Here is a 12,669-nt window from a genome sequence, read left to right as displayed (position 1 = left end):
GCCGTGCGCCCTCCAACCCGGGCCGCCGGACCCGCTCGGACCTCAGGGGATCGGCCAACCAGCATCCCGGGATGGCCAACTATCCGGCCGAAGGTGGGGCCGACGGCGCCGACGACCGGCGCGGGCGCCGCACGTCGCCGATGCCGAGCGCCAACCGCTACCTCCCGCCCCTGAACCGCCAGCCGGAGCCCGAACGCGGTGGTGCACCGCCGCCGCCCGGTCCCGCCCCGGGCGAACGGATCACCGTCACCCGCGCCGCGGCGCAACGCAGCCGCGAGATGGGTTCGCGGATGTACTGGATGGTCCAGCGGGCCGCCACCGCCGACGGCGCCGACAAGTCGGGCCTCACGGCCCTGACGTGGCCGGTGGTCGCGAACTTCGCGGTGGACGCCGCCATGGCCGTCGCGTTGGCCAACACACTTTTCTTCGCCGCGGCCACCGGCGAGAGCAAGGGCAGGGTGGCCCTCTATCTGCTGATCACCATCGCGCCGTTCGCGGTCATCGCGCCGCTGATCGGTCCGGCGCTGGACCGGCTGCAACACGGCCGCCGGGTTGCGCTCGCGGCATCGTTCGCGCTGCGCACGGCGCTCGCACTGGTGCTGATCATGAACTACGACGGCGCCACCGGGAGCTACCCGTCGTGGGTGCTGTATCCCTGCGCGCTGGCCATGATGGTGCTCTCGAAGTCGTTCAGCGTGCTGCGCAGCGCGGTGACTCCCCGGGTGATGCCGCCGACGATCGACCTGGTGCGGGTCAACTCGCGGCTGACCATCTTCGGTCTGCTGGGCGGCACCATCGCCGGCGGCGCGGCGGCCGCCGGCGTCGAATACGCCTGCACGCACCTGTTGAAGCTGCCCGGCGCCCTGTTCGTGGTCGTCGCCGTCACGCTCGCCGGTGCGTCGCTGTCGATGCGGATCCCCCGCTGGGTGGAGGTGACGGCCGGCGAGGTGCCCGCCACCCTGAGCTACCGCGGCGGTAGCGGCCCGCAGCGCCGCAATTGGCCGCAGCAGGTCAAGAAGGTCGGCGGCACCCTCACGCAACCGTTGGGCCGCAACATCATCACGTCGTTGTGGGGCAATTGCACCATCAAGGTGATGGTCGGCTTCCTGTTCCTGTACCCGGCGTTCGTGGCGAAATCCCACCAGGCCAGCGGCTGGGCTCAGGTCGCGATCCTCGGGGTCATCGGGGCCGCGGCGGGCATCGGCAACTTCGCCGGCAATTTCACCAGCGCCCGCATGCGGCTGGGCCGGCCGGCGGTGCTCGTGGTGCGCTGCACGGTCGCCGTCACCGCGGTGTCGCTGGCGGCGTCGGTAGCCGGCAACCTGATGCTGGCCGCGATCGCGACCCTGGTCACCTCGGGCTCGAGCGCCATCGCCAAGGCTTCGCTGGACGCCTCGCTGCAGCATGACCTGCCCGAGGAGTCGCGGGCTTCCGGATTCGGGCGTTCCGAGTCGACGCTGCAGCTGGCGTGGGTGCTGGGCGGCGCGCTGGGCGTCCTGGTCTACACCGAGCTGTGGGTCGGATTCACCGCGGTCACCGCCCTGCTCATCCTGGGCCTGGCGCAGACGCTGATGAGTTTCCGCGGGGATTCCCTCATCCCCGGCCTGGGCGGAAACCGGCCGGTCATGGTCGAACAGGAGGGCATGCGCCGCCGCACCGCCCGCCCCGCGGCGGTGCCGGAGTGAAACCGCGTAAGAGCCGCGGCGTGGCGGTGCTGCTCGCCGTCGTGGTGACGGTGCTGTGCGTGGCGGCGGGAGTCGGGGCCTACCTGCTGGTGCATCGGCCCGGCCCGCCGCGTCCCGAGATCAGCGCCTATTCCCACGGACACCTCACCCGGGTGGGGCCGTACATGTATTGCAACGTGCTCAACCTCGACGACTGCCAGACCCCACAGACCCAGGGCGAGCTCGCGGTCAGCGGCCGCGATCCGGTCCAGCTGTCGGTGCCCGACGCGATCTACCGGGCGCCGTGGCGGTTGCTGAAAGTGTTCGAGGACCCGGCCAACACCACCACCACGATGTTCCGCCCGGGCACCCGGTTCGCCGTCACCATTCCCACGGTCGACCCACAGCGCGGCCGCCTGAGCGGCATCGTCGTGCAATTGCTGACGCTGGTGATCGACCCGTCCGGCGAACTGCGCGACGTGCCACACGCGGAATGGTCTGTGCGGCTGACTTTTTGAGCACCGGAATGACGGCTCACGCGCCGTGACCGCGGGCGACCCGTTCGCTCTCCCGGGGCGGCCCGGGCGGTGTCCCGTCACCGAACGGTCTGCCCCCCAACGCCTCTCGTCCATGCGCGGACAGCCAGTTGGTCAGGTCCGGGCCCTTGGGCACGATCCGGGTGGGGTTGATGTCGGCGTGCACCATGTAGTAGTGCTGCTTGATCTGGACGAAGTCGACGGTGTCGCCGAAGCCGGGCGTCTGGAACAGGTCGCGCGCGTAGGCCCACAGCACCGGCAGCTCGCTGAGTTTGCTTCGGTTGCATTTGAAGTGCCCGTGGTAGACCGGATCGAAGCGGGCCAGCGTCGTGAAAAGCCGGACGTCCGCCTCGGTGATGCTCTCCCCCACCAGATATCGCTGCCCGCTCAGGCGTTCGCTGACCCAATCCAACGCCGCGAACAGCCGGTCGTAGGCCGCCTCGTAGGCCTTTTGTGAGCCGGCGAATCCGCAACGATAGACGCCGTTGTTGATTTCGGTGTAGACCCGCCCGTTCACCTCGTCGATCTCGGCGCGCGACCGCTCCGGATACAGCTCGGGCGCGCCCTCACGGTGGTAGGCACTCCACTCCGTCGAAAAATCCAGCGTCATCTGCGCGAAGTCGTTGGTCACCACCGCGCCGGTCGTGACGTCGACGAGCGCGGGAACGGTGATGCCTTTGGGGTAGTCCGGGAAGCGCTTGAAGTACGCGTCCTGCAGACGCGGGATGCCGAGCACCGGGTCGACGCCACCCGGATCGAGGTCGAACGTCCAACTCCGCTCGTCATGGGTCGGGCCGCAAAACCCAATGGAGACAGCATCTTCCAGGCCCAGCAGCCGCCGCACAATGATCGCGCGGTTCGCCCACGGGCAGGCCCGGGCAACGATGAGCCGGTAGCGGCCCGGTTGCACCGGATAGCCGTCGCGCCCGTCAGCGGTGATGCGGGTCGTGATGTATTCGGTGTCGCGGGTGAACTCGCCCGCCGGTGCGACGTAGGAGGCCATGCCTCCCATCCTCGCTCAAAGTCGGCCCGGTGCGACCAGGGGCCGTGTCAGGAGTCCAATTCCCGCGCGACGGCCTTGACCACCTCGGAGACCCGGCGAGCGGTCTTGCGGTCCGGGTAGCGGCCTTTGCGCAGTTCGGGCTGCACGGTGCTCTCCAGCAGCGTGATCATGTCCTCGACCATGCCGTGCAACTCGTCGGGGCTGTGCTTGTGCTCGGCGGGTGTCTCGCGCCGGGCCTTCGCCAGGGTGGGCGGCGGATCGATCAGCTTCAGGCTCAACGCTTGCGGTCCGCGCCGGCCGGAGGCCACGCCGAACTCGACCCGCTGGCCCGCCTTCAGACCCTCGACACCGGCGGGCAACGCCGACGAGCGAACGTAAACGTCTTCGCCGTCCTCCTGCGACAAGAAGCCAAACCCCTTGTCGGCGTCGTACCACTTAACCTTGCCGGTCGGCACTGGTCTCACCTGCTTGTCTGACGGATCACTAAACCAACAGAAGAAGCGTCCCGCCTGCGCAGGACGCCGTATTGGATTCTGATCCTACTCGGATGCCGGACCGACAAGCACCCCCGTCTATCGCCCACTCGGTAGGCTGGCGGGTACCGCGGGAGGAGATCATGCGCCTGGTCCTGAACGTCATCTGGCTGGTATTCGGCGGCCTCTGGATGGCCGTCGGATACCTGTTGGCCGCGCTCCTGAGCTTCCTGCTCATCATCACGATCCCCTTCGGCTTCGCGTCGCTGCGCATCGCCTCCTATGCGCTGTGGCCGTTCGGCCGCACGGTCATCGACAAGCCGACCGCCGGCACCGGGGCCCTCGTCGGGAACGTCATCTGGGTGGTGTTGTTCGGTCTGTGGCTCGCGATCGGCCATCTGCTGAGCGCCGCGGCGATGGCGCTAACGATCGTCGGCCTTCCCCTGGCACTGGCGAATCTCAAGCTGATCCCGGTGTCGTTGATGCCGTTGGGCAAGCGGATCGTTCCCGTGGGCGATCCCGCGCGATCGGAACCGGTGGCCGCATGACGCTGACGGCGCTGGGAGTGCCGCTCGTGCCGAGCCGGGAAGCCGGCGCTACGGGCGCCGCCCCGGCCGCGGGGCCGCTCGTGGACACCTACGGGCGGGTCGCGACCGATCTCCGCGTTTCGCTGACCGACCGCTGCAACCTGCGCTGCACCTACTGCATGCCGGCCGAGGGTCTCAAGTGGTTGCCCGGCGAGCAGGTGTTGTGCGCCGAGGAGCTGGCCAGGCTTTTGAAGATCGCGGTCACCCGCCTGGGCGTCACCAGTGTCCGGTTCACCGGCGGCGAACCCCTGCTGGCGCCGCACCTCGAAGAGGCGGTCGCCGTGGCGGCGCAGCTGCGGCCGCGCCCGGAGATTTCGCTCACGACCAACGGGGTCGGCCTGGCGCGGCGGGCGGCCGGTCTCGCCCATGCCGGCCTCGACCGGGTCAACGTGTCGCTGGACAGCGTGAACCGCCGGCACTTCGCTGCCATCACCCGCCGCGACCGGCTCGCCGACGTGGTGGCCGGCCTGGCGGCCGCCAGGGACGCGGGCCTGGCACCGGTCAAGGTGAACGCCGTGCTCGACCCCGCGACCGGACGCCACGACGTGGTCGACCTGTTGCGGTTCTGCCTCGAGAACGGCTATCAGCTACGGGTCATCGAGCAGATGCCGCTGGACGCCGGGCACGAGTGGCACCGGGACGCCGCGCTGAGCGCCGACGATGTGCTGGCGGCGCTGCGACCACATTTTCGGCTGCGCCCCGACCCGGCGCCCCGGGGATCGGCACCCGCTCAGCTCTGGCTGGTGGACGGCGACTCGCACACTCCGGGCGGGAAGTTCGGCCTCATCGCTTCGGTCTCGCACGCGTTCTGCTCGACCTGCGATCGCACCCGGCTGACGGCCGACGGCCAGGTCCGCAGCTGTCTGTTCTCCGCGCAGGAGACCGATCTGCGGGGTCTGCTGCGAAGCGGCGCGCCCGACGATGCGATTGAAACTGCGTGGCGCGCCGCGATGTGGGGAAAACCGGCCGGTCACGGCATCAACGACCCCGATTTCATCCAGCCCGACCGCCCGATGAGCGCGATCGGTGGCTAGCGCGACGGGTCCGGGCAAGGCCGAAATGGACGGCGTGGTAGTGACGGTCAGGTACTTCGCGGCCGCACGCGCCGCCGCGGGGTCCGATTCCGAGACCGTCATCCTTCGTCCGGGCACCACGGTGGCCGAGCTGGTCGAACGCCTCGCCGCTCCGGGGACGCGGCTGGCCGGCGTGCTGGCCCGATGCTCGTATCTGTGCGACGGCGTCGCGGTCCGCGACGAGACCGCTTCGTTACGGCACGGAAACACAGTCGACGTCCTGCCCCCGTTTGCCGGCGGCTAAAACTGTGAAAAACCTCACATAACGGAAAGATAACGACAAGGACACGTTCGGATTGCGGGTGGTATGACCTGCGCGAACGCGAAATGTTCCTGGGGTTTTGCGAGGTGTCCGCGGGGGAAACGCCGCGTTTCGCCAAACGTGACGGGTCCGACAGAAACCGTTACCGTCTCCCAAGGTTCGCCAAGCCAACCCAGTTGGCGTTCCTCCTCCGGCTATCGCGCCGAGCTCCATCCAGTAGGCGGAGGACACCGTAGTGGATGGAGGCGGGGGACCCACCGGTCCACCGTGACAGGACTGGGGCCACATCGGCCCCTAGGGGTGAAGCCGGCGTCGCCTCCCCAGTGGAGGACGATCCGGCCGGGTGGCCTCTCCGACCCGAACCCGACAGCTGACCTCGCAGGCGCGTGACGAGAGAGGGTTTTCCCGAAGTATGAGTGGACGGCACCGCAAGCCCACTACTTCCAACATCAGCGTCGCCAAGATCGCCGTGACCGGCGCGGTTCTCGGTGGCGGCAGCATTGCCCTCGCCGGTCAGGCCGCCGCGGCCACCGACGGCGAATGGGACCGAGTAGCCAGTTGCGAGTCCGGCGGCAACTGGGGAATCGAGACCGGCAACGGCTACCATGGCGGCCTACAGTTCACCTCGAGCACCTGGGCTGCGCACGGTGGCGGCCAGTACGCCCCGTCGGCCCAGCTGGCCACCAGAGAGCAGCAGATCGCCGTCGCCGAGCGGGTGTTGGCGAGCCAGGGCCGTGGCGCCTGGCCCGTCTGCGGGCACGGCCTCTCGGGCCCCAGCCCGCGCGAGGTTCCGGCTCCGGCCGGGATGGATGCGCCGCTGGACGCTCCCGGCGTCAGCGGCGACCCCGCACCGCTCGCACCGCCGGCCCCGCCGCCCGCGGACGCACCGCCGCCCGACGCGCCGCCCCCGCCCCCTCCGCCGCCCGCCGACCCGCCTCCGCCGGTGCAGCTGGCCTCCATTGACCAGCCGGCCCCTCCGGTCGACCTCCCGCCGCCACCGCCCGCGGACCTGCCGCCCGCGCCCCCGGCCGACGTGCCGCCACCGCCGGCGGACCTGCCGCCCGCGCCCCCGGCCGACGTGCCGCCCCCGCCCGCGGACCTGCCGCCCGCACCTCCGGCCGACGCGGCGCCGCCGGCGCCCGGCGACGCACCCGGTGATCCACAGCCCGCCACGAAGGTCGGCTATACCCAAAGACTGTGGGAGTCGATCCGCGGGCAGGACGTCAACGGAAACGATGCACTGGACGCGCTCGCGCAGGCGTCGTCCGCCATCAACTGACCGACGTTCAGAAGCGGCACGCCCCGCAAGCCTCGCGCTTGCGGGGCGTTCTGCGCGGTCAGGCCGAGCCCACCCACTCCTCGGTGCCGTCGTCGAAGAACTGGTGCTTCCAGACCGGCAGCCGCGCCTTGATCGTGTCGACCAGTTCGGCGCAGGTCGCGAACGCCTCCTGTCGGTGGTCGGCGGCCACCGCCGCCACCAGCGCGGCCTCTCCGATGTGCAAGACGCCGATCCGGTGACTGGCCGCGATGGCGCGCAGGCCGCCGGACCGCTCGGCGACCTCGGCGACGACGTCGGCCAGCACCTGTTCGGCCGTCGGGTGCGCGGTGTATTCGAGCCGCACCACGCGGCGTCCGCCGTCGTGGTCGCGGATCATGCCGACGAATCCCACGACCGCCCCGGCCGATCGATGGCTGACCAGTTCCTCGTGGTCCCTCAGGAAGATCGGGGTCGCGGTGATCGCCGCGCGCACGACGAGCGTCATCGTCGGTGGTCTTCGCCGGCGAGTTGGTCGAGCGCGTGGTCCACCACGTCGGCGAGCACTCCGAGGCCGTCACGGACGCCGCCGGGCGAGCCGGGCAGGTTGACGATCAGGGTCCGCCCCGCGACGCCGCAGACACCCCGCGACAGCACCGACGTCGGCACTTTCGGCAGCCCGGAGCGGCGAATGGCGTCGGCCAATCCGGGGATCATGTAGTCCAGGACCGCCACCGTCTGGTCCGGGGTGCTGTCGCTGGGCGAGATGCCGGTGCCACCCGAGGTGATGATGAGGTCGACGTCGTCGTCGACCGCCTTGCGCAGCGCCTCGCCAACCGGACGCCCGTCGGCGACCACTTCCGGTTTTGCGGCCGAAAAGCCACGAGCCTCAAGCCATTCGACGATGATCGGTCCGCATCGGTCGTCGTAGACCCCGGCCGACGCCCGGGTAGAGGCGACGATGACTCGCGCGCGGCGGGCGCTCATCACCGGGCCCAGGTTCCGCTTTTGCCGCCTTCCTTGCGCAGCACACGGATGTCGTCGATCCGTGCGGCCGCGTCGACCGCTTTGATCATGTCGTAGAGCGTGAGCGCGGCCACGGTGACGGCGGTCAGGGCTTCCATCTCCACACCCGTGCGGTCGGTGCTGTGCACCGTCGCGACGATCTCGATGTCCGGGCCGGCCACGGTGAAGTCGACGTCCACTCCGGTCAGCGCGAGTTGGTGGCACAGCGGGATGAGGTCGCTGGTGCGCTTGGCGGCCAGAATCCCCGCCACCCGCGCGGTGGCCAGCGCATCGCCCTTGGGCAGCCCGCCGGTCGAGATCAGCTCCACCACCGCGGTCGTCGTGCGCAGGGCGCCTGCGGCGACGGCGGTCCGCTTCGTGGCGCTTTTGCTACTGACATCGACCATGTGCGCAGCCCCGCGGTGATCGAGGTGCGAGAGAACGCCCGGGCCGGACTCGACCGGAGCCCGGCTCGCCGAAGAATCCGAGGCCTCCGAGGCCTTCGAGGCTTTCGGGACCCCAGCGGCCCTAGGGGCCCTAGCGGACATCTACTTGTTGACGACGGTTACCGGGTGCACGTACGGCAGGTCGTTCGCGGGCAGCGGGAACTCCAGGTCGCCGTAGGGAGACAGGGCGCCGGTGCGATCGGTCGCCAGTTCGCTCACCGGATGATCCTCCGGATCCGACGCCGGCCAGCCGTTGTCGACGTACCTGGATTTCTGCGCCTTGCCCTCAGCACTGTCAGCCACGCCGTCCATTCTGGCAAATGGCGCACGCGCCCGCCGCGTGAGGCGTCGTTTGGGCGAGTCCACGTCAACCACGGCCGGCCGTCCACACGCGCCCATGCACTGTCCCGCCCGCGTCCGCCGCCTGCTTTACGCTGGTCAGCAATGACTGACAACACCCCGGACATCCCGCTGGGGTCCTGGCTGGCCGACCTGCCCGACGAGCGGCTGATCCGGATGCTGGAGCTTCGGCCGGACCTCGCGCAGCCGCCTCCCGGCAGCATTGCCGCGCTGGCCGCGCGCGCCCAGGCCCGCCAGTCGGTCAAGGCCGCCACCGACGAGTTGGACTTCCTGCGACTCGCGGTGCTCGACGCGCTGCTGGTCCTGCAGGCCGACGCGGCTCCCGTGGCCACGACGAAGCTGCTGGCCGCACTCGGGGGCCGCGCCCCCGAGGCCGACGTGATCGGCGCGCTGGACGACCTCCGGGAGCGCGTCCTGGTCTGGGGCGATGCCGCGGTGCGGGTGGCCCCCGACGCCGGCACCGCCCTGCCGTGGTACCCGGGACAGGTCACCCTGGAAGACAGCACACGCACGGGTGAACAGCTCGCCGCACTCATCGACGATCTCGAGCCCGCGCAACTCGACGTCCTGGAAAAACTGCTCGAAGGTTCGCCGATGGGCCGCACCCGCGACGCGGCACCCGGCGCCCCGGCCGACCGGCCGGTGCCACAGCTGTTGGCGATGGGACTGCTGCGCCGGGTCGACGCCGACACCGTGATCCTCCCCCGCCACGTCGGGCAGGTACTGCGGGGCGAGCAACCCGGGCCCATGCAGCTGACGGCGCCCGACCCGGTGGTGTCCACAACCACCGCCGAGGACGCCGATGCGGTGGCCGCCGGCGCGGTCCTGGACCTGCTGCGCGAGCTCGACGTCGTGCTCCAAACACTGGGCGCCGCGCCCGTTTCCGAGCTGCGCACCGGCGGACTGGGCATTCGCGACGTCAAGCGGTTGAGCAAGACGACCGGGATAGCGGAGCCGCGCCTGGGGCTGATCCTCGAGGTTGCCGCCGCGGCCGGGCTGATCGCCAGCGGCACGCCGGATCCGGTCCCGGCCGACGGCGAGGCGCCTTTCTGGGCGCCGACGTCGGCGACCGACCGGTTCACCGCGTTGTCTTCGGCCGAGCGGTGGCACCTGCTGGCCGGCACCTGGCTCGACCTGCCGGCCCGGCCGGCGCTGATCGGCAGCCGCGGCCCCGACGCCAAACCGTATGGCGCACTCTCGGATTCGCTGTACTCGACGGCCGCTCCACTGGACCGCCGACTGTTGCTCGGCATGCTCGCCGACCTGCCGCCCGGCGCCGGCGTGGACGCCGTCACCGCATCGGCGGCGCTGATCTGGCGCCGCCCCCGCTGGGCCAAGCGCCTGCAACCGGGACCGCTCGGGGACCTGCTGGCCGAGTGCCACGCGTTGGGCCTGGTGGGCCGGGGCGCCATCAGCGGACCGGCCCGCGCGCTGCTCGACGAGGGCGCCGACCCGCGGGCCGCCGTCGACGCGATGGCGCGGGCCCTGCCCAAGCCGATCGACCACTTCCTGCTGCAGGCCGACCTGACGGTGGTGGTCCCCGGTCCGCTGCACCGCGACCTCGCCGAGCAGCTGGCCACCGTCGCGGTCGTCGAATCCGCCGGCGCCGCAATGGTCTACCGCATCAGCGAACAGTCGATCCGGCACGCGCTCGACATCGGCAAAACTCGCGACTGGATGCAGAACTTCTTTGCGTCGCACTCGAAAACACCTGTGCCGCAAGGCCTTACATATCTGATCGACGACGTCGCGCGCCGGCACGGCCAATTGCGGATCGGCATGGCCGCCTCGTTCGTGCGATGCGAGGACCCGACGCTGCTGACCCAGGCGGTGGCGGCGGCCGAGGACGTACAGCTGCGCGCCCTGGCCCCGACGGTGGCGGTGTCTCCCGCGCCGATCGCCGAGGTGCTGGTCGCGCTGCGGCGCGCCGGCTTCGCCCCCGCGGCCGAGGACTCGACCGGCGCCATCGTCGACGTCCGCCCGCGGGGCGCACGGGTGCCCACCCCGCAGCAACGCCGGCCGTACCGGCCCCCGTCGCGCCCGAACAGCGAGAGCCTCAACGCGGTGGTGGCGGTGCTCAGGACGGTCACCGCCGCGCCGTTCGGCAACCTGCGCGTCGATCCGGCGGTCACCATGACGGTGCTGCAGCGCGCCGCCAAAAAGCAGGACACGCTGGTCATCGGCTACCTGGACGCCGCCGGCGTGGCCAGCCAGCGGGTGGTGTCCCCCGTCAGCGTGCGCGGCGGCCAGCTGGTGGCCTTCGACTCCGCCTCCGGGCGGCTGCGCGACTTCGCCATCCACCGGATCACGTCGGTGGTGTCGGCGTGACTCCCGATAATGGATGACATGACTGACGGACCGTTGATTGTGCAGTCCGATAAGACGGTGCTGCTCGAGGTGGACCACGAGCAGGCCGGCGCGGCCCGGGCCGCGATCGCGCCCTTCGCCGAGCTGGAGCGCGCGCCCGAACACGTGCACACCTACCGCATCACCCCGCTCGCCCTGTGGAACGCGCGCGCCGCCGGCCACGACGCCGAACAGGTGGTCGACGCGCTGGTCAGCTACTCGCGCTACGCGGTCCCGCAGCCGCTGCTCGTCGACATCGTCGACACCATGGCCCGCTACGGCCGCCTGCAGCTGGTCAAGCACCCCGCCCACGGCCTCACCCTGCTCAGCCTGGACCGGGCCGTGCTCGAAGAGGTGCTGCGCAACAAGAAGATCGCTCCGATGCTGGGTTCACGGATCGACGACGACACCGTCATCGTCCACCCCAGCGAGCGCGGCCGCGTCAAGCAGATGCTGCTCAAGGTCGGCTGGCCGGCCGAGGACCTCGCCGGCTACGTCGACGGCGAGGCGCATCCGATCGCCCTGCAACCCGACGGCTGGGAGCTGCGCGACTACCAGCAGATGGCGACGGATTCGTTCTGGGCCGGCGGCTCGGGGGTGGTGGTGCTTCCGTGCGGAGCCGGCAAGACGCTGGTCGGTGCCGCCGCCATGGCCAAGGCCAGTGCCACGACGCTGATCCTGGTCACCAACGTCGTGGCGGCCCGGCAGTGGAAGCGCGAGCTCGTGGCCCGCACGTCGCTGACCGAGGACGAGGTGGGCGAATACTCCGGCGAGCGCAAGGAGATCCGGCCCGTGACCATCTCGACGTATCAGATGATCACCCGCCGCACCAAGGGCGAGTACCGGCATCTCGAGCTGTTCGACAGCCGCGACTGGGGCCTCATCATCTACGACGAGGTGCACCTGCTGCCCGCGCCGGTGTTCCGGATGACCGCCGACCTGCAGTCCAAGCGACGGCTGGGCCTGACCGCCACGCTGGTCCGCGAGGACGGCCGGGAGGGCGACGTGTTCTCGCTGATCGGCCCGAAGCGCTACGACGCGCCGTGGAAGGACATCGAGGCACAGGGCTGGATCGCGCCGGCGGAGTGCGTCGAGGTGCGGGTCACCATGACCGACAACGAGCGCATGATCTACGCCACCGCCGAACCCGAAGAGCGCTACAAGGTCTGCTCGACGGCGCATTCGAAGATCGCCGTGGTGAAGTCGGTGCTGAGCCGGCATTCCGGGGAGCAGACGCTGGTGATCGGCGCCTACCTGGATCAGCTCGACGAGCTCGGTGCCGAACTGAACGCGCCGGTGATCCAGGGGTCGACCCGGACCAAGGAACGCGAGGAACTCTTCGACGCCTTCCGTCGCGGTGAGGTGTCCACCCTGGTGGTGTCCAAGGTGGCCAACTTCTCCATCGACCTGCCGGAAGCCTCCGTCGCGGTGCAGGTTTCGGGAACGTTCGGGTCGCGTCAGGAGGAGGCGCAGCGGCTCGGCCGGTTGCTGCGGCCCAAGTCCGACGGGGGTGGCGCCATCTTCTACTCGGTGGTGGCCCGCGACAGCCTGGACGCCGAGTACGCCGCGCACCGTCAGCGATTCCTCGCCGAGCAGGGCTACGGGTACATCATCCGCGACGCGGACGACTTGCTGGGCCCGCCGATCTGAGCGGGTCGC

Annotated in this window: 14 protein-coding genes and 1 riboswitch; of the genes, 8 read left to right on the top strand and 6 right to left on the bottom strand. The window is 70.5% G+C overall.

Features of this window, described 5'->3' with window-relative positions:
* Nucleotides 1–71 precede the first annotated feature (71 nt).
* Together G6N48_RS25415 and G6N48_RS25410 are read left to right on the top strand one after the other, a co-directional pair.
* A complete protein-coding gene (locus G6N48_RS25415) occupies nucleotides 72–1,685 on the top strand; it encodes an MFS transporter (RefSeq protein WP_276080866.1) in 1,614 nt (537 codons plus the stop codon).
* Complete coding sequence (locus G6N48_RS25410; protein ID WP_085270097.1) at nucleotides 1,682–2,182, top strand: DUF2771 domain-containing protein; 501 nt, start codon at nucleotides 1,682–1,684, stop codon at nucleotides 2,180–2,182. The genes G6N48_RS25415 and G6N48_RS25410 overlap by 4 nt, the downstream gene beginning before the upstream one ends.
* A 16-nt stretch (nucleotides 2,183–2,198) precedes the next feature.
* Here G6N48_RS25410 and G6N48_RS25405 read toward each other — a convergent pair whose 3' ends face one another.
* Nucleotides 2,199–3,203, bottom strand: coding sequence for a glutathione S-transferase family protein (locus tag G6N48_RS25405; protein ID WP_085270098.1), 1,005 nt, complete (start codon nucleotides 3,201–3,203; stop codon nucleotides 2,199–2,201).
* A gap of 47 nt (nucleotides 3,204–3,250) precedes the next feature.
* The gene (locus tag G6N48_RS25400; protein ID WP_085270099.1) at nucleotides 3,251–3,658 is read right to left on the bottom strand and encodes a cold-shock protein; all 408 of its coding nucleotides are present in this window, start codon (nucleotides 3,656–3,658) and stop codon (nucleotides 3,251–3,253) included.
* A 161-nt stretch (nucleotides 3,659–3,819) separates the two neighbouring features.
* Here G6N48_RS25400 and G6N48_RS25395 point away from each other — a divergent pair, with 161 nt between their 5' ends.
* From G6N48_RS25395 to G6N48_RS25380, 4 genes are all read left to right on the top strand, one after another.
* A complete protein-coding gene (locus tag G6N48_RS25395) occupies nucleotides 3,820–4,224 on the top strand; it encodes a YccF domain-containing protein (RefSeq protein ID WP_085270100.1) in 405 nt (134 codons plus the stop codon).
* Nucleotides 4,221–5,297: a GTP 3',8-cyclase MoaA gene (gene moaA / locus G6N48_RS25390; protein WP_085270101.1), complete on the top strand. Its 1,077-nt coding sequence runs from the start codon at nucleotides 4,221–4,223 to the stop codon at nucleotides 5,295–5,297. The genes G6N48_RS25395 and moaA overlap by 4 nt, the downstream gene beginning before the upstream one ends.
* A gap of 25 nt (nucleotides 5,298–5,322) precedes the next feature.
* Nucleotides 5,323–5,580, top strand: coding sequence for a MoaD/ThiS family protein (locus tag G6N48_RS25385; RefSeq protein ID WP_085270102.1), 258 nt, complete (start codon nucleotides 5,323–5,325; stop codon nucleotides 5,578–5,580).
* 208 nt (nucleotides 5,581–5,788) lie between these two features.
* Nucleotides 5,789–5,999: riboswitch (cyclic di-AMP (ydaO/yuaA leader) on the top strand.
* Between the two features lie 11 nt (nucleotides 6,000–6,010).
* Nucleotides 6,011–6,877: a transglycosylase family protein gene (locus G6N48_RS25380; protein ID WP_163670922.1), complete on the top strand. Its 867-nt coding sequence runs from the start codon at nucleotides 6,011–6,013 to the stop codon at nucleotides 6,875–6,877.
* A 58-nt stretch (nucleotides 6,878–6,935) separates the two neighbouring features.
* Here G6N48_RS25380 and G6N48_RS25375 read toward each other — a convergent pair whose 3' ends face one another.
* The 4 genes from G6N48_RS25375 to G6N48_RS25360 are packed head-to-tail and all read right to left on the bottom strand — an operon-like array spanning nucleotide 6,936 to nucleotide 8,607.
* The gene (locus G6N48_RS25375; protein WP_085270270.1) at nucleotides 6,936–7,361 is read right to left on the bottom strand and encodes a molybdenum cofactor biosynthesis protein MoaE; all 426 of its coding nucleotides are present in this window, start codon (nucleotides 7,359–7,361) and stop codon (nucleotides 6,936–6,938) included.
* Nucleotides 7,358–7,840, bottom strand: a complete 483-nt coding sequence (locus tag G6N48_RS25370) for a MogA/MoaB family molybdenum cofactor biosynthesis protein (protein ID WP_085270269.1) — start codon at nucleotides 7,838–7,840, stop codon at nucleotides 7,358–7,360. Before G6N48_RS25370 ends, G6N48_RS25375 begins: the two co-directional genes overlap by 4 nt.
* Nucleotides 7,840–8,406 carry a cyclic pyranopterin monophosphate synthase MoaC gene (gene moaC, locus G6N48_RS25365; RefSeq protein ID WP_085270268.1) on the bottom strand — a complete coding sequence of 189 codons (567 nt, stop codon included), beginning with the start codon at nucleotides 8,404–8,406 and terminating at the stop codon, nucleotides 7,840–7,842. Before moaC ends, G6N48_RS25370 begins: the two co-directional genes overlap by 1 nt.
* A complete protein-coding gene (locus G6N48_RS25360; RefSeq protein ID WP_232066700.1) occupies nucleotides 8,407–8,607 on the bottom strand; it encodes a hypothetical protein in 201 nt (66 codons plus the stop codon).
* 141 nt (nucleotides 8,608–8,748) lie between these two features.
* On the opposite strand from G6N48_RS25360, the gene G6N48_RS25355 reads away from it, so the two are divergent.
* Both G6N48_RS25355 and G6N48_RS25350 read left to right on the top strand, forming a co-directional pair.
* Nucleotides 8,749–10,992 carry a helicase-associated domain-containing protein gene (locus G6N48_RS25355; protein WP_085270266.1) on the top strand — a complete coding sequence of 748 codons (2,244 nt, stop codon included), beginning with the start codon at nucleotides 8,749–8,751 and terminating at the stop codon, nucleotides 10,990–10,992.
* A gap of 18 nt (nucleotides 10,993–11,010) precedes the next feature.
* The gene (locus G6N48_RS25350; protein ID WP_085270297.1) at nucleotides 11,011–12,660 is read left to right on the top strand and encodes a DNA repair helicase XPB; all 1,650 of its coding nucleotides are present in this window, start codon (nucleotides 11,011–11,013) and stop codon (nucleotides 12,658–12,660) included.
* Nucleotides 12,661–12,669 lie beyond the last annotated feature (9 nt).

The organism is Mycobacterium parmense (genome assembly GCF_010730575.1).
GTDB lineage: Bacteria > Actinomycetota > Actinomycetes > Mycobacteriales > Mycobacteriaceae > Mycobacterium > Mycobacterium parmense.
This window is presented reverse-complemented; position numbering and strand designations above follow the sequence as displayed.

Bases quoted from the DNA above. Each gene is read 5' to 3' on its own strand.
- G6N48_RS25385 (WP_085270102.1), top strand. From the start codon at position 5,323: ATGGACGGCGTGGTAGTGACGGTCAGGTACTTCGCGGCCGCACGCGCC.
- G6N48_RS25350 (WP_085270297.1), top strand. From the start codon at position 11,011: ATGACTGACGGACCGTTGATTGTGCAGTCCGATAAGACGGTGCTGCTC.
- G6N48_RS25405 (WP_085270098.1), bottom strand. From the start codon at position 3,203: ATGGCCTCCTACGTCGCACCGGCGGGCGAGTTCACCCGCGACACCGAA.
- G6N48_RS25375 (WP_085270270.1), bottom strand. From the start codon at position 7,361: ATGACGCTCGTCGTGCGCGCGGCGATCACCGCGACCCCGATCTTCCTG.
- G6N48_RS25415 (WP_276080866.1), top strand. From the start codon at position 72: ATGGCCAACTATCCGGCCGAAGGTGGGGCCGACGGCGCCGACGACCGG.
- moaA (WP_085270101.1), top strand. From the start codon at position 4,221: ATGACGCTGACGGCGCTGGGAGTGCCGCTCGTGCCGAGCCGGGAAGCC.
- G6N48_RS25380 (WP_163670922.1), top strand. From the start codon at position 6,011: ATGAGTGGACGGCACCGCAAGCCCACTACTTCCAACATCAGCGTCGCC.
- G6N48_RS25370 (WP_085270269.1), bottom strand. From the start codon at position 7,840: ATGAGCGCCCGCCGCGCGCGAGTCATCGTCGCCTCTACCCGGGCGTCG.
- G6N48_RS25395 (WP_085270100.1), top strand. From the start codon at position 3,820: ATGCGCCTGGTCCTGAACGTCATCTGGCTGGTATTCGGCGGCCTCTGG.
- G6N48_RS25355 (WP_085270266.1), top strand. From the start codon at position 8,749: ATGACTGACAACACCCCGGACATCCCGCTGGGGTCCTGGCTGGCCGAC.
- moaC (WP_085270268.1), bottom strand. From the start codon at position 8,406: ATGTCCGCTAGGGCCCCTAGGGCCGCTGGGGTCCCGAAAGCCTCGAAG.